This is a genomic window from Dietzia aurantiaca, assembly GCF_021033825.1.
In the GTDB taxonomy this organism is placed as follows: Bacteria; Actinomycetota; Actinomycetes; order Mycobacteriales; family Mycobacteriaceae; genus Dietzia; species Dietzia aurantiaca.
The window spans coordinates 73,004-90,054 of the sequence record NZ_JAIFXZ010000013.1; the positions used below are offsets into that span (position 1 = coordinate 73,004).

General features: G+C 68.6%; 15 protein-coding genes and 1 tRNA gene. 11 read left to right on the forward strand and 5 right to left on the reverse strand.

Translation table 11 applies throughout. The features are described from left to right. Positions 1-5 precede the first annotated feature (5 nt). Positions 6-1,805, forward strand: coding sequence for an acyclic terpene utilization AtuA family protein (locus tag K3888_RS13560; protein WP_230930809.1), 1,800 nt, complete (start codon positions 6-8; stop codon positions 1,803-1,805). A 180-nt stretch (positions 1,806-1,985) separates the two neighbouring features. On the opposite strand, the gene K3888_RS13565 is transcribed toward K3888_RS13560, so the two are convergent. Continuing rightward, positions 1,986-2,058: transfer RNA gene (locus K3888_RS13565), tRNA-Arg, on the reverse strand. A 108-nt stretch (positions 2,059-2,166) separates the two neighbouring features. Between K3888_RS13565 and K3888_RS13570 the strand changes: the two genes are divergently transcribed. The 8 genes from K3888_RS13570 (at position 2,167) to K3888_RS13605 (ending at position 10,040) form a co-directional block, all read left to right on the forward strand. Continuing rightward, entirely contained in the window at positions 2,167-4,197 is a 2,031-nt protein-coding gene (locus K3888_RS13570; protein WP_230930810.1) for a bifunctional copper resistance protein CopD/cytochrome c oxidase assembly protein, read from the forward strand. A gap of 168 nt (positions 4,198-4,365) precedes the next feature. Beyond that, complete coding sequence (locus K3888_RS13575) at positions 4,366-4,935, forward strand: single-stranded DNA-binding protein (RefSeq protein ID WP_230930811.1); 570 nt, start codon at positions 4,366-4,368, stop codon at positions 4,933-4,935. Between the two features lie 102 nt (positions 4,936-5,037). Then, on the forward strand, positions 5,038-6,711 hold the full coding sequence (ettA, locus tag K3888_RS13580; RefSeq protein WP_230930812.1) for an energy-dependent translational throttle protein EttA: 1,674 nt from the start codon (positions 5,038-5,040) through the stop codon (positions 6,709-6,711). Between the two features lie 5 nt (positions 6,712-6,716). Further along, positions 6,717-7,184 carry an acyl-CoA thioesterase gene (locus K3888_RS13585; protein WP_230930813.1) on the forward strand — a complete coding sequence of 156 codons (468 nt, stop codon included), beginning with the start codon at positions 6,717-6,719 and terminating at the stop codon, positions 7,182-7,184. Positions 7,185-7,193: 9 nt separating this feature from the next. Further along, positions 7,194-7,655: an acyl-CoA thioesterase gene (locus K3888_RS13590; protein WP_230930814.1), complete on the forward strand. Its 462-nt coding sequence runs from the start codon at positions 7,194-7,196 to the stop codon at positions 7,653-7,655. Further along, positions 7,652-8,137: an acyl-CoA thioesterase gene (locus K3888_RS13595; protein WP_230930815.1), complete on the forward strand. Its 486-nt coding sequence runs from the start codon at positions 7,652-7,654 to the stop codon at positions 8,135-8,137. The genes K3888_RS13590 and K3888_RS13595 overlap by 4 nt, the downstream gene beginning before the upstream one ends. Further along, positions 8,134-8,817 (forward strand): DUF8185 domain-containing protein, encoded by a 684-nt coding sequence (locus K3888_RS13600; protein WP_230930816.1) that lies wholly within the window; start codon positions 8,134-8,136, stop codon positions 8,815-8,817. Before K3888_RS13595 ends, K3888_RS13600 begins: the two co-directional genes overlap by 4 nt. A gap of 164 nt (positions 8,818-8,981) precedes the next feature. Beyond that, the gene (locus K3888_RS13605) at positions 8,982-10,040 is read left to right on the forward strand and encodes a site-specific DNA-methyltransferase (protein WP_230930817.1); all 1,059 of its coding nucleotides are present in this window, start codon (positions 8,982-8,984) and stop codon (positions 10,038-10,040) included. A 6-nt stretch (positions 10,041-10,046) separates the two neighbouring features. Here the strand turns inward: K3888_RS13605 and K3888_RS13610 are convergent, their stop codons facing one another. The 3 genes from K3888_RS13610 to K3888_RS13620 are packed head-to-tail and all read right to left on the reverse strand — an operon-like array spanning position 10,047 to position 12,792. After that, positions 10,047-10,790: an SDR family NAD(P)-dependent oxidoreductase gene (locus tag K3888_RS13610; protein ID WP_230930818.1), complete on the reverse strand. Its 744-nt coding sequence runs from the start codon at positions 10,788-10,790 to the stop codon at positions 10,047-10,049. A gap of 20 nt (positions 10,791-10,810) precedes the next feature. Further along, positions 10,811-12,400: a glycoside hydrolase family 13 protein gene (locus K3888_RS13615; protein WP_372459575.1), complete on the reverse strand. Its 1,590-nt coding sequence runs from the start codon at positions 12,398-12,400 to the stop codon at positions 10,811-10,813. Continuing rightward, complete coding sequence (locus K3888_RS13620) at positions 12,397-12,792, reverse strand: globin (RefSeq protein ID WP_230930819.1); 396 nt, start codon at positions 12,790-12,792, stop codon at positions 12,397-12,399. The genes K3888_RS13615 and K3888_RS13620 overlap by 4 nt, the downstream gene beginning before the upstream one ends. A gap of 204 nt (positions 12,793-12,996) precedes the next feature. On the opposite strand from K3888_RS13620, the gene K3888_RS13625 reads away from it, so the two are divergent. Further along, positions 12,997-13,635 (forward strand): HNH endonuclease, encoded by a 639-nt coding sequence (locus K3888_RS13625; protein WP_230930820.1) that lies wholly within the window; start codon positions 12,997-12,999, stop codon positions 13,633-13,635. A 31-nt stretch (positions 13,636-13,666) separates the two neighbouring features. Here the strand turns inward: K3888_RS13625 and pepN are convergent, their stop codons facing one another. After that, positions 13,667-16,264 carry an aminopeptidase N gene (gene pepN, locus K3888_RS13630; protein WP_230930821.1) on the reverse strand — a complete coding sequence of 866 codons (2,598 nt, stop codon included), beginning with the start codon at positions 16,262-16,264 and terminating at the stop codon, positions 13,667-13,669. Positions 16,265-16,374: 110 nt separating this feature from the next. On the opposite strand from pepN, the gene K3888_RS13635 reads away from it, so the two are divergent. Next, a complete protein-coding gene (locus K3888_RS13635; protein WP_230930822.1) occupies positions 16,375-17,001 on the forward strand; it encodes a mycothiol-dependent nitroreductase Rv2466c family protein in 627 nt (208 codons plus the stop codon). Positions 17,002-17,051 lie beyond the last annotated feature (50 nt).

Below are 17,051 nucleotides of genomic sequence, written 5' to 3' on the forward strand. Positions count from 1 at the left end.
GACCCATGACTGTGCGTATCGCCAACTGCAGCGGCTTCCTCGGCGACCGCCGGACCGGCCCCCGCGAGATGCTGGAGGGCGGCCCGGTCGACTACCTCACCGGCGACTGGCTGGCCGAGCTCACTATGAGCATCCTCGCCAAGCAGCGCAGCCGCGACACCGAGGCGGGGTTCCCCACCTCGTTCGTGGACCAGATCTCCGACGTGCTCGCGCTGTGCCGTGAGAAGGGTGTGAAGGTTCTCGCCAACGCCGGCGGCGTCAATCCGCACGGGTGCGCCGCCGCGGTGGCCGCCGCAGCAGCCGAGCGCGGCGTCGACGTGCAGATCGCCGTGGTCGACGGTGACGACGTGGTGGGCCGCGTCGATGAACTGCAGGCCGACGGCTGGACCGCCGAGCACCTCGATACCGGCATATCCTTTGCCGAGACCGGGTTGACCCCCGCGGTGGTCAACGTCTACCTGGGCGCGTGGGGGATCGTCGAGGCCATCAGGGCCGGCGCCGACGTGGTGATCACCGGCCGCGTGTCCGACGCTTCGCCGATCGTGGCCGCGGCAGCCGCCCACCACGGCTGGACCCCGGGCGACCTGGACCAGATCGCGGGCGCCGTGGTGGCCGGGCACCTCATCGAGTGCAGCGCCCAGGTCACCGGCGGCAACTACTCGTTCTTCACCGAGATCGACCAACCCGAGCACCCGGGCTTCCCCGTAGCGGAGATCGAGGCCGACGGCTCCTGTGTCATCACCAAGAACCCCGGCACCGGCGGCGCGGTGACGCGTGAGAGCGTGATCGCGCAGTTGCTGTACGAGATCAACGGTCCCGACTACGCCAATCCCGACGTCCTGGCCCGCTTCGATCGCCTCGAGGTGGAGCAGCAGGGCCCCGACCGCGTCCGCGTGACCGGTGCGTTCGGCGAGGTCGTGCCCGCCACGCTCAAGGCAGGCATCGTGGCCGACTACGGCTGGTCGGCCGAGATGATGGTGCTCGTCACCGGCGACCGGCGCCGCGCCAAGGCCGACTACTGCCTTCGGCAGCTGTGGGCTGAGTTCCCTCAGGGGCGCGAGACGTTCGAGGATGTGGTGGTCAATCTCATCGGCGAGGAGGTCGAGAACCCGGCCACCCTCGACCAGGGCACCAGCATTCTGCGGATCGCGGTGGCGGACGCCGACCGCGCCCTGGTCAACCGCTTTCCACGCGCGCTCGTGGAGATCCTGCTCGGCGGCTTCCCCGGCATGGCGCTCACCTCGCCGCCGAGCCGGGCGCGTCAGCGGCAGCTGTTCTGGCCCACGCTGCTCGACGCGCGGAAGGTGCCCGAGCGGGTGACATTCGAGGGTCGGACATGGGAGGTCGATCGCGCCGCCGTGGCCGCTCCCGCCGAGCAGACACCGCTGCCGGAGGTGGGGGCCGGCGCCGCGACGAGGGGTGACGACAACGACGCCTCCTCGGCCGGGAACTCCGACCTGGTCTCCGTACCGCTCGGCAGGATCGCCGGCAGTCGCTCCGGCGACAAGGGCGGTAACGCCACGGTGGGAATCTGGGCCTTGTCGGACGAGGCGTACGCGTTCCTCTCCGACTGGTGGACGCAGGAGAACGTGGCCGGTCTGCTGCCGCCCGAGGAGTACTCAGGACTGAGGCTGTGGGCCATTCCGAGCCTGCGTGCGCTCGGCGTGACCGTCACCGGCTGGCTCGGCCTCGGCACCGCGAGCAACGTCGCCCTGGACACCCAGGCCAAGGGCCTCGGTGAGTTCTTGCGGGCCCGGCACCTGCAGGTGCCGCAGGCGGTGCTGCACAGCATCGGGTCACGTTGATACGCACTATCGAGAAGGGTGCCCCGCACATTTCCCGAGCGGAGGTGTGCGGGGTCCTCTTGTCGTTGGCACGGTCGCTGACGCTCTCGGTGAACGTCGGCAAGGGGAATGTGGGCAAAATGTGTGCACGGCGACCGGTTGAGGTGCGGTCGCCATGCCGAAAACACGCCCTGAGCTGGGCGCCCCCGAGAGGATTCGAACCCCTGACCAGCCGGGTAGAAACCGGATGCTCTATCCACTGAGCTACGGAGGCATGCGGCGCCTGCAGCAGGCGTCGCCGGAAGAATGGTAGCCGATGCAGGGGGACCGCCGAGAAGGAGCGAATCGCCGTCGAGGCATCGGGCTTCCTACGATGGAGGTCATGACGTCGTCGAAGTCCGCTCCCGCCATTCTCGGTCGGCTGGGAGCCCGCGGTGCGGTTCTGCTGGTGCTGCTCCTCGCGGCCGTCGCCGCGGCGGTGGTCGTTCCGCTGTCGGCCATGTCCACCGACGTGGCGCTGGAGTTGATCGGCGTGCCCGACCCCGGGGTGCTGACCACCGCCGGGCTGCCGGCGATCCGCGCGATCGGTGAGTTGCTCGCGTCCGTCGCGGTGGGCACCGCGTTGTTCGCGGCGTTCTTCACCCCGCCGCAGAAGGACAAGACGCTCGACGTCGACGGGTACCGCATGCAGCACATCTCGTCGTGGGCGAACATCGCCTGGGCGGTCGCGGCGGCGCTTCTCATCCCGCTGACCCTGTCCGATGTCTCAGGTCGGACCTTCGTCCAGTCCCTGCCGCCGGACCAGTGGCTGGTGGCGATCAATCAGATCGACGTCGCGTCCTCCTGGCGCTGGGCCGCCGTGATCGCGGTGGTCGCCGCCATCGGCCAGCGACTCACGCTGAGTTGGCGCTGGTCGACGATCTGGTTGGCCGTCACTGTGCTGTCTCTGCTCCCGGTGGCCGCCACCGGCCATGCCTCCGGCAGCACGGCCCACGACATCGCCACCAACTCGCTGATCATCCACCTGTTCAGCGCCGCGTTCTATGTCGGCGGTCTCGTGGCGGTGATCATCCACACCATGCGCGGCGGCACCCGGGTGGCGTTGGCCCTGCGCCGGTACTCGGTGGTCGCGACCGTGGCGATCGCCGCTCTGGCGTTCACCGGTGTGATCAACGCGATGGTCCGCCTGCACCCGGCCGACCTGTTCTCCTCCACCTACGGCCTGCTGGTGGTGGCCAAGGCGCTGTTGCTGTGCTTGCTGGCCCTGTTCGGGCTCGCGATCCGGCGTCGCATCATCGCCAAGATCGAGTCGACGAATGCCAATGCGCCGGTCGACCGCGGCACGCTTCTGCGGATCGTCCTGGTCGAATCGGCCGTGATGGCGGGAACCATCGGCCTGTCGGTGTCGTTGGGCCGCACCCCGCCGCCCGCGCCGTTGTACGTGCCCACCCGTCAGGAGGCGCTACTCGGCTTCGAGTTGCCGGGTCCGTTCTCGTTCGAGACGGTCTTCGGACTCTGGCGCTTCGACCTCGTCCTGGGCCTGGTGTCCGTGGTGCTGCTCGGCCTGTACCTGTGGGGCGTGATCCACCTGCGCAGGCGCGGGGACTCGTGGCCCGCGGGCCGGACGTTCTTCTGGGTGGCGGGCTGCGTGACGCTGTTCATCACCACCAGCTCCGGCCTGGGGATGTTCATGATGGCCGACTTCGCCAGCCACATGGTGGGCCACATGCTCATCTCGATGCTGGTTCCGGTCCTGCTCGCCCTCGGTGGTCCGCTGACCCTGGCGCTTCGCGCGCTCCCGGCCGCCGGTCGCGGCAATCCGCCGGGCCCGCGCGAGTGGATCGTCGAGTTCATCAACAATCCGCTCTCGCGCTTCCTCACCCACCCGATCGTGGCGTCGATCCAGTTCGTGGCCGGCTTCTACCTCATCTACTTCGGTGGGTTCTACGAGACGCTGGCCTCCGAGCATCTGGGTCATATGTTCATGAACGTGCACTTCCTGATCAGTGGCTACCTGTTCTACTGGGTGATCATCGGGGTCGACGCGGCGCCGCGGCAGTTCACGTCGATGTACATGATGATGGTTTTGCTGTCCTCGCTGCCGTTCCACGCCTTCTTCGGCATCCTGCTCATGAACTACCCGACGGTCCTGGCCGAGGGCTGGTACTCCGGCATCGGACTGCCCTGGATCCCGGACCTCCTGCAGAGTCAACGGGTCGGCGGCGGCGTGGCCTGGGCGATGGGGGAGATACCCCTGTTCATCGTCATGATCGCGCTCGCCTGGCAGTGGTACCAGAGCGATATGCGCGAGGCGCGGCGCTCGGAGCGGCAGGCCGAGCGCGACGACGACGCCGAGCTCAAGGCCTATAACGAGATGCTGGCGCAGATGGCCAAGGCGGACCGCCGGCACTGAGGACGCGCTCCTCGTCGTCGTCGGGGTCCGTTCTTCCACACCCGTCGTCCCTGTCCACAGGGACGTCACAGCGAGCGGTGAGGGCAAGGGATGACGACGACGACGTCGTGCACTGTTGCGGACAGGTGGCCGGCGCCCGGTCGGTCCCGACGACACAGGAGAGTCCCCATGAACGAGACCCAGACGACCGTCCGCGGCACCATCATCACCGACCCCGTCACCCGGCGCGTGGGCGACGACGAGGTGTTCACCTTCCGCGTCGCCAGCAACACCCGCTACCAGGACCGTAACTCGGGGGAGTGGAAGACCGGCGGCACGCTGTACTTCTCCGCGAACTGCTGGGGCAAGCTCGCGCAACGCACCGCGGGGCGGCTGTTCAAGGGGGACGCGGTGCTCGTCCACGGGCGGCTGCTGACCAACGAGTACGAGCGCGAGGGACGTGTGCAGCGGGACCTGGAGATGCGGGTCAGTGCGATCGGGCCGGACATGTCGCGCATGGACGTCTCGGCCCGGCGGATCCGGTTCGATCCGGTCGAACCCGGGGCCGGTGGTCCCCGGGATGGTGGCGAGACCGGGGCGGATGCGATGTCGATCGGGTCGGTGTCGAGTGACGAAGTGGACGGTGAGTCGTCCGGTGATGCGGAGGTCGACGGCCTGCGCGGGCTGGACGGTACCGATTCGGACCTCCTGGGTGAGCGGTCCGACATGAACGAGTTGGCGGTAGCCACACCCGCCTGACTCCGCTGTGCGAGCCGGGCCGCGGGCAGCCACGTAACATGGGGGTCGTGCCCGCGGCCCACCCGCGGCGATGAGAACTGTTTTCGCAGGTGAGAGGGTAGAATGGCCGAGTTTATTTACACCATGAAGAAGGTCCGCAAGGCGCACGGGGACAAGGTGATCCTCGACGACGTCACGATGGCCTTCTATCCCGGTGCGAAGATCGGCGTCGTGGGGCCGAACGGCGCCGGTAAATCCTCCATCCTCAAGATCATGGCGGGGCTCGACCAGCCGTCCAACGGTGAGGCGTTCCTCGATCCGGAGGCCACCGTCGGCATCCTCATGCAGGAGCCGGTTCTCGACGAGTCCAAGACCGTCAAGGAGAACGTCGAGGACGGGCTCGGCGAGACGATGGTCAAGCTGCGCCGGTACAACGAGGTCGCCGAGGAGATGGCGACCAACTATACCGACGAGCTCATGGAGGAGATGGGCCAGCTCCAGGAGTTCCTGGACGCCGTCGACGCCTGGGAGGTCGACTCGCAGATCGAGCAGGCCATGGACGCCCTGCGCTGCCCGCCCGGGGACTCGCCGGTCACCAACCTCTCCGGTGGCGAGATGCGCCGCGTGGCGCTGTGCAAGCTCCTGCTGAGCAAGCCCGACCTGCTGCTGCTCGACGAGCCGACCAACCACCTGGACGCCGAGTCCGTCCTCTGGCTGGAGCAGCACCTGGCCTCCTACCCGGGCGCCGTCATGGCCGTCACACACGACCGCTACTTCCTCGACCACGTCGCGCAGTGGATCTGTGAGGTCGACCGCGGCAAGCTGCACCCCTATGAGGGCAACTACTCCACCTACCTGGAGAAGAAGGCCGAGCGTCTCGAGGTCCAGGGCAAGAAGGACCAGAAGCTGCAGAAGCGCCTCAAGGCCGAGCTCGAGTGGGTGCGCTCCGGCGCCAAGGCCCGGCAGACCAAGTCCAAGGCCCGTCTGGCCAAGTACGAGGAGATGGCCGCGGAGGCGGAGAAGCACAGGAAGCTGGACTTCGAGGAGATCCAGATCCCCACGCCGCCGCGCCTGGGCAACGTCGTGGTCGAGGTCAACGACCTGCAGAAGGGCTTCGACGACCGAGTCCTGATCAAGGACCTCACCTTCACGTTGCCGCGCAACGGCATCGTCGGCGTCATCGGCCCGAACGGTGTCGGTAAGACCACGCTGTTCAAGACCATCGTGGGCCTCGAGGAGCCGGACGCCGGCACCGTGCGCATCGGCGACACGGTCAAGCTCAGCTACGTCGACCAGAACCGCGCCAACATCGACCCGGAGAAGTCGGTGTGGGAGGTCGTCTCCGAGGGTAACGACTTCATCGAGGTCGGCCAGAACGAGATGCCGTCGCGTGCGTACGTGAGCGCCTTCGGTTTCAAGGGCCCGGACCAGCAGAAGAAGTCCGGCGTCCTGTCCGGTGGTGAGCGGAACCGCCTCAACCTGGCTCTGACCCTCAAGGTCGGCGGCAACCTGATCCTCCTGGATGAGCCGACGAACGACCTGGACACCGAGACGCTCGGCAGTCTCGAGAACGCGCTCGAGGACTTCCCCGGCTGCGCCGTCGTGATCTCGCACGACCGCTGGTTCCTGGACCGCACCTGTACCCACATCCTCGCGTGGGAGGGCAACGTCGAAGAGGGCCAGTGGTACTGGTTCGAGGGCAACTTCGAGGGTTACGAGAAGAACAAGGTCGAGCGTCTCGGCGCGGACGCCGCACGCCCGAGCCGCGTCACCCACCGCAAGCTCACCCGGGACTGAGCGCGATGAGTGCCCCCACCGCGGCCGACGCGGACGGAACTAACACAGCCGACGCCCCGGACGGGACGTCGGGCCCTGTGCACCGGGTCCGGATCCCGTTGCGGATCTCGGATTTTGTGGGGATGCACGTGAACAACGTGCGTTTCCAGGAGTTCTCGCAGGACGCCCGGCTCATGTGGTTCCGCGAGAAGTTCGACGTCCCCGGTTCGCGCGTGCCGATCGCGTTGGCCCGGTGGATGGAGATCGACTTCCGGCGCGTCATCGGCATGGGCGTCCCGGAGGTGTGGGTGGACGTCCAGGTGCTGCGGGTGGGCCGGACCTCGTTCACCATGCGGACTGCGATCGGCTCGGAGTACACCGGGTCCGAGCCGTGCGCGATCGTCGACACGGTTCTCGTGGTCGCGGCCGCCGACGAGGTCACGACAATGGAGATCACCCCCGAGGAGCGTCGTGCGCTCCTGGGGGCAGGCTAGGAGGCGGGTATGAGTACCGGCGACGAGGCGACCGACAACGGGGTGTTCCGCTGCACCCTGCAGGTGCGGTGGGCTGACTTCGATCAGTTCGGTCACGTCAACAACGTCAAGTACATCGAGTACGCGCAGGAGGCGCGGATCCTGTTCTCGCGCAGCCGCTTCAGCCCGTTCGGGCTGGGCAACCTCGCCCAGGTGGTGCGCCGGACCGAGATCGACCATCTGCGCCCGGTGCTCCGGGACTCCGCCACGGTGGACGTGGAGATCGAGGTCGTGCACGTCGGGACCTCCTCGTACCAGCTCCGGCAGACGATCCTGGATGCCGCGGGCGACGTGTGTTGCACGTTGCACGTGGTGATGGTCGCCTACGACGTCGCCTCGTCGTCGTCCGTCGAGATCCCGGCCACGGTGCGCAACGTGCTCGAAGCGGCCCGGCAGCGGGCCGCGATCACCGAGAAGGAGTCGGCCGGATGAGCGAACAGCTCGTCTTCGACACCGGCGGACCGCTGGGCGTCTCGGGCGAGCCCGGCCGCATGGTCTACACCGCCGCGATGCCCGTCCGGTGGTCGGACCAGGATCTCTATCACCATGTCAACCACGCACGGATGATCACGCTCATCGAAGAAGCGCGCATTCCGTGGCTCTTCGAGGAGGGCACCCCCACGTCGACTCTCGCCGCGGGAGCGGTGATGACCGATCTCGCGGTGAAATACCGCGGGCAGATCAAGCACGCCGACGGACCGATCCGCGTGCGCATGTGGTGCGAGAAGGTCGGGGGAGCCCTGTTCGTGGCACGCCATGAGGTGCGCGGACGTCACACACCCGACTCCGAGCCCCCGGAGGTGGACTGCACGGCGAGGATCGCCGCGTTCGACCTGCAGACCCAGCGGCCCCGGCGGTTCACCCCGGCCGAGCGCGAACACCTACTGCGGTTCCATCACAAGGATCCCTCGTGACGGAGGCCGGCCTGCGAGACGGCATGATCCGTGTTCCCGCGCCCGCGGACCGCGACGACCTGCGTACCCTGCTGCGACGGGTGCTGAGACTGGACGAGGCGGCGGTCGTCCGGCTCACCACAGCCGGGGACGGACGGATGCGCGTGTGGGCGCGCACTCCGTTCGGGCCGCTGGTCGTGCGTGTACTCGGTGGGGAATGTCCCGGTGGTGACGTGGTGTGCGGCGCCGACCACCTTCTCACCGAGCTGGACCTCCTGCCCCGTGGGGACAGCGAAGGCCGGGTCGACCCCGGTATGCCGTTGCTGTCCGCCTGGCAGGGGCTGCTGCCTCCGACGGACGGGTTCCAGTTGGTCGAGGACGTACCCGCCCAGGTATTGCTGGACCTCACCGAGTCGGGCCGCACCGTGGCGCAGGAGAACGCCGGGCCCGCCGGGCTGCCGCCGTCTTTGCTCGACCAGGAGGCGCTCACGGTTCGCTCGGACGGCAGTACTCCTCTGGGCATCGACATGCGAACCGTGTTCTCCCTGGTCATGTGTGGCTTCGTCCCCGAGCGAGGTGGCCGTGCGCCGGAGGGCGAGCCGGTCAGGGTCAGCGAACGCGGGGCGTGGCTGCGCATCGACGCGCGCTACGGCACGGTGTACCGCCGCACCGACTCACTCACTCTCGAACCGCTGAGGTGACTCCGCAGGGGTTCTCGGTCTCCTGGCCGGGCCGGGGTGAGCCGTCGCCACCGGGCGCGCACGGGCCCGCCCCGCGCCTTCGTGCTGCCCTCCCGGCGCAGGTAGACGGCCCGACGGGCCGTTCTGCCGAACTATCCGCTGCACCGGCTCGAGGGGCCGTGCTCGTGGGCGACGGTGCTCGGCTCGCCGAGGCCGCCGGTGAACTACAGGAGCTCGGGCTGGGGCCGGTGGGCACCACGCAGCTGGCATATCTCGACCCGCCCTATAACCGCGGCGGCAGCTTCAACGGTTATGACGACAACATGCCCCGGCACGAGTGGCTCGCCTACATCGAGGAACGCCTTGTCGTGGCGCGAGAACTCCTCGCCGAGACCGGGACCATCTGGGTGCACCTCGACGACGCGGAGGCGCATCGGGTGAGATGCCTGCTCGATGAGGTGTTCGGTGTCGAGGCGTTCATCGCCGACCTCACGGTGGAGAGCAACCCGAAGGGCCGCCAACTCGATCGATTCTTCGCCGGCTCCCACGACCGCCTGATGGTGTACGCGCGGAACCCGGAGAAGGTGGTACTGGACGGGGGGATCGCCGCCGCGGTCAACCCGGCGGACTTTCCGCACGTGGATTCCGACGGGGTGAACTTCCGGCTGTTGCCGCTACGAAACACCAATAAGCGCTTCAACCCGCTGACCACCCCCACCATGACGTACCCGCTCTACGGGGATCCGGAGACCGGCGCCGTCGCGGTGGACCCCGGGCCCGGAAAGGTCGAGATCCTGCCGGTGTTCGGCGACCTCACACCGGCGGTGTGGCGTTGGTCCCGGGATCGCGCCGTCGAGCGCGTGGACGAGCTGGTGTGCCGGACGGTGCGAGGCCGCTCGGGCACACGCATCGACATCTATCAGCGGGATCGGCACGAGGTGGGTCGGATCAAGAAGCTCAAGACCATCTGGCTGTCCCAGGAGGTGGGCTCGACGGACACCGCCCGCGCCGAGTTGCGCGCGGCCGGCGTCGATGGCTTCCGCACCCCCAAGCCCGAGGCGCTGATGCGGCGCATCATCGAACTGTCGACCGGGCCCGATGACCTGGTGGTGGACCTGTTCGCCGGATCGGGCACGACCGCGGTCGCCGCCCGGGACCTCGGCAGGCGCTGGGTCGTGGTCGAACGTAATCCGGACACGGTCCGCGACGTCGTCCTGCCGAGGCTCGGCCTCACAGGCTCATGACCGGGCTCAGCGGAGCATGACGCTGCCACCGTCCACCATCATGGTCTGCCCCGTCATGTAGGCGGCATCCTCGGATGCGAGGAAGACGGCCACCCGGCCGATGTCGCCCTCCGGGTCACCGAACCGGCGCATGGGGGTGCCGGCGAGGAGCTTCTTCTCGATGCCCGGGTTGGCCTCGATGTAGCTCTCCACGCCTTCGGTGAGCGCCAGCGGCGAGATCACGTTGACGTTGATCCCGTCCCGCGCCCACTCGTTCGCCGCGACGCGGCTGATGGCACGGATCGCCTCCTTGGCCGCTGCGTACGAGCCCTGGGTGGGATGGCCGTTGATCCCGGCGCCGGAAGCGAAGTTGATCACCGATCCACCACGCTCCGCCAGCTGGGCGTGAGCTGCCTTCATCAACCAGAACGTGGGGTAGAAGCCGGTGTTGAATGACAGATCGAGCATGTCCTGGGTCGTCTCCAACAGCGGGGCCTGCTGAGAGGCGTGCGCGTTGTTGACCAGGATGTCGACCCCACCGAACGCCTCGACCGCGGCGGTGACGATCTTCTCGGCGTTCGCCTCGACCGAGATGTCGACACTCAGGAAGCGGACCTTCTCGCCGAGCTCGTCGGCGAGCGCCGCGCCGGCGTCGTCGTTGATGTCCACAGCGAGGACGGAGGCGCCCTCCTTGACGAACGCGCGGGTGATGCCGCGGCCGATCCCGCCGGCCCCGCCGGTCACGATGGCGGTCTTGCCCGAAAGTCGCATCTCTCGATTCCTTCTTCGTCTCAGTTCCGGAGCCACACGGCGGTGTCCGGTGGCAGGTGGTCCCCGTCGAGCGGTCCCGAGGACAGGACCACATCGCCGGTCGGAAGCGGCACCGATCGACGGGATGTGTTGATCATGCACACGATCGGGCCGTCTTCGCGCCGGAATTCCAGACACCCGTCAAGTTTGCTGGTCCAGTGCACAACGGCTGTGGTCGAGGCGGCCCAGGAATGTCGGATCCGGATCGCCTGCCGGTACAGCGCCAGCGTCGAGTCGGGGTCGGCGTCCTGGGCCGCGACGGTGAGACCCGCCCAGGTCTCGGGCATCGGCAGCCACGTCTCGTCGGCGGCGGAGAAACCGTAGGGCGGACGCAGCCCGGCCCAGGGCAGTGGCACGCGGCAGTGATCGCGTCCCAGCTCGGCGTGGCCGGTGCGTTCCCAGGTCGGGTCGGTGAGGCGGTCGTGCGGGATCGAGAAGTCGCTGGGCAACCCGAGTTCGGCACCGTTGTAGACGAACGCGATGCCGGGCAGTGCCAGCGTGACCAACAGCATCGCGCGGGCCCGGGAGAGTCCCACCTCGCCGTTGCCGTAGCGGGTCACCTCGCGCACGACATCGTGGTTGGAGAGCGCCCACGTCGGGGCCGCCCCGGAAGCACGCGCGGCCTCGAGGCCGGAGTCGATAGCCGTGCGGATGGCATCGGCCTCGAACGGCGCGTCGGTGAGGGCGAAGTGGAAGGCGAAGTGCAGTTCGTCGGACCGGAGGTAGCGGGCGAACCTCTCGACTGGGCCGACCCACACCTCGCCGAACGCGGCGGTGCCGGGGTACTCGTCGAGGACGCGACGGATGTGGCGGTGCACGTCGTGGACGCCGGAGCGGTCCCAGCGGGCGTCACGGGCGTCGACGACGAGCTGGGCGATCTCCAGATCGTCGGGCAGGTCCGCGAGTTCCGCCGGTTTGGCGAGTCCGTGGGCCACATCGATCCGGAACCCGTCCACCCCCAGATCCAGCCAGAACCGCAGAGTGCGCTCGAGGTCGTCGGCGACCTCCGAGCTCGACCAGTCCAGATCCGGCTGCTGCGGGGCGAAAAGGTGGAGGTACCACTGCCCGGGCGTGCCATCCGGTTCGGTCACGCGGGTCCAGGCCGGTCCGCCGAAGACTGACGGCCAGTTGTTGGGCGGCTGTGTGCCGTCCTCTCCTCGGCCGTCGCGGAAGATGTAGCGGGCCCGCTCGGGGCTGCCCGGTCCGGCGGCGAGCGCCTCGATGAACCAGGGGTGCTCGGAGCTGGTGTGGTTCGGTACCAGGTCCATGATGAGGACCATCCGCCTGTAGTGCAGGGCATCGACGAGGCGGCGCAGAGTGTCGACGTCGCCGAACAACGGGTCGACGTCACGGGGATCGGAGACGTCGTAGCCGTGGTCGACGCCGGGGGAGCGCATGATCGGCGAGAACCACACGCCGTCCACGCCCAGGGACTCGAGGTGGCCGATGTGGTCGATGACGCCCTGCAGGTCGCCGACCCCGTCGCCATCCGAGTCGGCGAATGACCGTGGGTAGATCTGGTAGAGAACCATCTCTTCCCAAAGACGCGGCGCGTGGGGCACGTGATTCATGCGATGTCGGGGCTGTTGACCAGCATTGCGGCGGCCCGCGTGAGGTAGTCGACCAGCGCCGCGCGGTGCTCGTCATCCAGCGTCTCGCTGTCGATGGTGTCGACCGCGGCCATCATGTGCTTCAGCCAGGTGTCGTGCGCGGTCCGGTCGATCACGTATGGGTGGTGCCGCATCCGTAGCCGTGGGTGTCCGCGCTGCTCGGAGTAGGTGGTGGGCCCGCCCCAATACTGCTCGAGGAACATCCGGAGTCGGTCCTCGGCGGGTCCGAGATCCTCTTCCGGGTACATCGCCCGGAACGCCGGATCTTCTCCCACGCCCCGGTAGAACTCGTGGACCAACTTGCGGAAGGTCTCCGCGCCGCCGACCTCGTCATAGAACGTGCTGCTGCTCATGGGCTCCATTGTCCAGATCGGGAGCGGAACGGGGTCGGACGCCCGTCCCGGGTGGGAAGTGTCCGGGGGCGGGCTACTGCGGAACTCCGGCGCATTAGTCGTACGAAGAGTTCACCGAAGGTGCATCATCGTTGCAGGCGAGGTTCATCGCGGGCCCGGTCGACCATGATGCACTGGGCTCGAAGAGACGAGCGGAGACCACACATGGGCACTGCAGTGCGCGAGAACTCGGAGTACCGACAACGGGTGTCACGACGCCCCGGCCGGCTCGAACCCGTGCCCGATGCCCGCTCCGAACCCTCTGCGCGCGCCCGGCCGGTCACGCTTGCGGCAGCCCCTCGCGTCCTCCTGCTGAACGCGAGCTACGAGGCGCTCACCGCGCTGCCGGCCCGTCGCGCGGTCGTGATGCTGATCGGTGGCAAGGCCGATGTGGTCCATGATCACCCGACCGAGGTCGTGGTCCGGTCCGTGGAGACGTCGGTGAAGGTGCCCTCGGTGATCCGGCTTCGCGAGTATGTCCGGATCCCGTACCACTCGCAGATCCCCATGACGCGCGCGGCGCTCATGCACCGGGACTCACACCGCTGCGGGTACTGCAACGCCCGCGCCACCACGATCGACCATGTGATCCCGCGTAGTCGGGGCGGGGCACACGGCTGGGAGAACTGCGTGGCCTCGTGTGCGCCGTGCAACCACCGCAAGGCCGACAAACTGCTCTCGGAACTCGGCTGGGACCTGCGGGCGCCGCTGGTCGCACCCCGCGGTCGTACCTGGCGACTGGTGTCCCAGTTGCGGGAGATCGGCCCCCACTGGGAGGACTACCTCTACCTCGACGCCGCCTGACCCCCGCGGCGTCCGACGGCCCCGGGCCGGATCAGTCGGACTCGGCGGTGTCGACCGTGCGCGCTGCCAGGGCCCGGGTCATGTCGGCGGTCTGCTCGGCGATGATGCGGCGTAACGCGGCCGGCTTCGTCTCATCGGTGATCACCGATTCGAACCGTGCGACGGTCTGGGTGTCCACGGCCCACGACGGGAAGATCCCCTCGGCGACGGTCTGCGCGAGATCACCCGGGCGTGCGGCCCACAGTGCGGTCACGTCCTCGAGATAGCGCTCGCACAGCCCGGACAACAGGTGCTCGTGCCCGGGTAGGTCGATGCCGAGCAGCGTCGCGCGCACGATCGCGTTACTCGGAGCGTCGACGCCGGTCGCCAGCAGCAGCTGCTCGGCCTCCTCCTTGGCCCCGACCGTGGGCCGGGCGGCGCGCGCGGTGGCGGCCCGCCGGGCGCCGCCTGCGGTGTCATCGGCCGTGAGTTCCGCATCGATCCGCTCGGAGTCCTCTGCTCCCGCGGCCACCAGCGCGGTGAGCGCGGTCCACCGCAGGTCGGTGTCCACAACGAGACCGGGCAGTCCTGCCTCATCGGCACCGGCGTCGAGGAGCGTCTCCAGAGCCCGGCACTGGTCGGCCCCGATGGGACAGGCGCACAGTGCGGTGAGGAACGCGAGCTGATGGTCTGACCCCGGCTCGGCGGCCCGGGCGGCCTCGAGCATAGCGTGGGAGAAGGTCTTCCAGCCGGTGGCCGCGGCCAAGTCGGGGTCGGCGTAGCGCGCCAATGCGGTCTGCGCCTGCGTGAGCACCCGCTGCACCACGCCGATGTGAGGTTCGCGCGGTGCGGCACGGGAGACCACCTCGACGAACCTGCGCGCCGGCAGTCGTGCCTCGCGGGTCATCTCCCACAGCGACGACCAGCACAGCGTGCGGGCCAGGGAATCGGAGATGTCTTCCAGCGAGTCGAGGACGGTGGCCACCGAGCGATCGTCGAGGCGGACGGAGCAGTAAGTGAGGTCGTCGTCGTTGGGCAGGATCAGGTCGGGGACGGGCTCGCCGGCGAGGTCGGCCACGATCGTCCGCTCGTCGTGGATATCCAGCTCGGCGCGGGCGGTGCGAATCAACTCGCCGGAGTCGTTACGGCTGTAGAGGCCGACGCCCAGCCGGTGTGTGCGCAGCTCCCCGGCGCCGGGGGCGGCCGGGCCCTGGATCACGGCGAGCTCGGTGATGGCGCTGTCGGAGTGGGCGACCTCCACCGAGATCGGGTTGATGCCGGTGGTGCGCAGCCACTGGTCGGCCCAGCCGGACAGGTCGCGGCCGGAGGACTTCTCGAGCGCCGACAGGAGGTCGTCGAACCGGGCGTTACCGAAGGCGTGTTCGGTGAAGTACGCGCGGATGCCGGTGAGGAACGGCTCGCGGCCCACGTACGCCACCAGCTGCTTGAGTACCGAGGCGCCCTTGGCATAGGTGATGCCGTCGAAGTTGGCCTCGACCGTCTCCAGGTCCGTCATGTCCGCGGCCACCGGGTGGGTGGACGGCAGCTGGTCCTGACGGTACGCCCACGACTTCTCGACGTTGGCGAAGGTGGTCCAGGCGTCCGTGTACTGCGTGGCGTCGACCTGGGCGAGCACCGAGGCGAAGGTCGCGAACGACTCGTTGAGCCACAGGTCGTCCCACCAGCGCATGGTCACGAGATTGCCGAACCACATGTGGGCCATCTCGTGCAGCAGTGTCTCGTTGCGGCGTTCGTAGCGGTAGCCGGTGACCCGGGACCGGAAAACGTAATCCTCGAGGAACGTCACCGCGCCGGAGTTCTCCATGGCGCCGGCGTTGAACTCGGGCACGAAGATCTGGTCGTACTTGCCGAACGCGTACGGCAGTCCGAACTCGCGGTGATAGAAGCCGAAGCCCTCCTTGGTCTCCGCGAACAGTCGGTCGGAGTCGAGGTGTTCGGCCAGCGACGCCCGGCACAGCAGCCGTAGAGGGATGGTTCCGTGCTCGTCGCGGTAGGAGTCCTCCACCACGTGATAGGGGCCCGCGATGAGCGCCACCAGATAGGTCGACATGATCTCGGTGGGCGCGAAGCGGTGCACGACGCCGCCGCCGTCGGCCGGCGACTGCTCGGCCGCGGTGTTGGTCACGACGACCCAGTTCTCGGGCGCGGTCACCGTCAGCGTGTAGCGGGCCTTGAGGTCCGGCTGGTCGAAGCAGGCGAAGACCCGCTTGGCATCGGCTGTCTCGAACTGCGAGTAGAGGTAGACCTCCCCGTCGGCCGGGTCGACCATCCGGTGCAGGCCTTCGCCGGTGGTCGTATACGTCAGCTCCGCGTCCACGACGAGCTCGTTGTCCGACTGCAGGTCCGGGAGCGTGAGGCCCACCTCGTCGTCGTAGTTGTTCCCCTCCCCGGCCGGGAACAGTTCCCGGCCGTTCAGTACCGCCGACCGGATCACCGCGGAGCGCAGGTCGATGAAGGTCTCTGCGCCCGGGCGGTTGCAGGAGAACCGCACCACGGTGCGGGAACGGAACCGGTCCGATCCCGGTCCGCCGCGGCCGTCGGTCAGGTCGACCTCCACCTCGTACGACTCGACGGAGAGCAGCTCCGAGCGGGCGGCGGCGTCGGCGCGGGTGAGGTTGAGCGAGCGCATGGTGGGGATCCTCGGTTCCTTCGGAAGACGGCTACGGCATCAGGTCTACCACTCGCCCCCGAACGAAACCGGTGGTGGCGGCGACCGGGGTGGACGGGGAAGATGGGGTCATGACCACCAGCACGCAGTCCGCGCCCGTCTCCGTCGACTTCTGGTTCGACCCGTTGTGCCCCTTCGCCTGGGTGACCAGTCGGTGGATCCTCGAGGTGGAGAAGGTCCGCGACATCACGCTGACCTGGAACGTGATGAGCCTGTCCGTCCTCAACGACGGGCGCGACCTGCCCGAGGACTACCTGGAGAAGATGAAGCTCGGCTGGGGCCCGGTGCGGGTGGCGATCGCCGCCGCGCAGCGGCACGGCCAGGGGGTGCTCGGCACGCTGTACACCGAGCTCGGCACCCGCATCCACGACCAGGGCCGGGGGATCGCGGACCCGGCCGTGATCGCCGAGGCACTCGAGGCGGCCGGCCTGGACGCCGACCTCGCCGCCGCAGCGGGGACCGACGAGTACGACGACGAGCTGCGCGCCTCGCACCACCGGGGCATGGACCCGGTCGGCGACGAGGTCGGTACCCCGGTCCTGCACGTGGACGGAACGGCCTTCTTCGGCCCGGTGCTCACGCGAATCCCGCGTGGCGAGGAGGCCGGCCGGGTCTTCGACGGCGCCGCGCTGCTCGCCGACTTCCCGTACTTCTTCGAGCTCAAGCGCAGCCGCACCGAGGACCCGCGGTTCGACTGACCGGGCACGCCGGGACCGCGGGGAAGGACCTGCTCGCCGGGGATACCGGT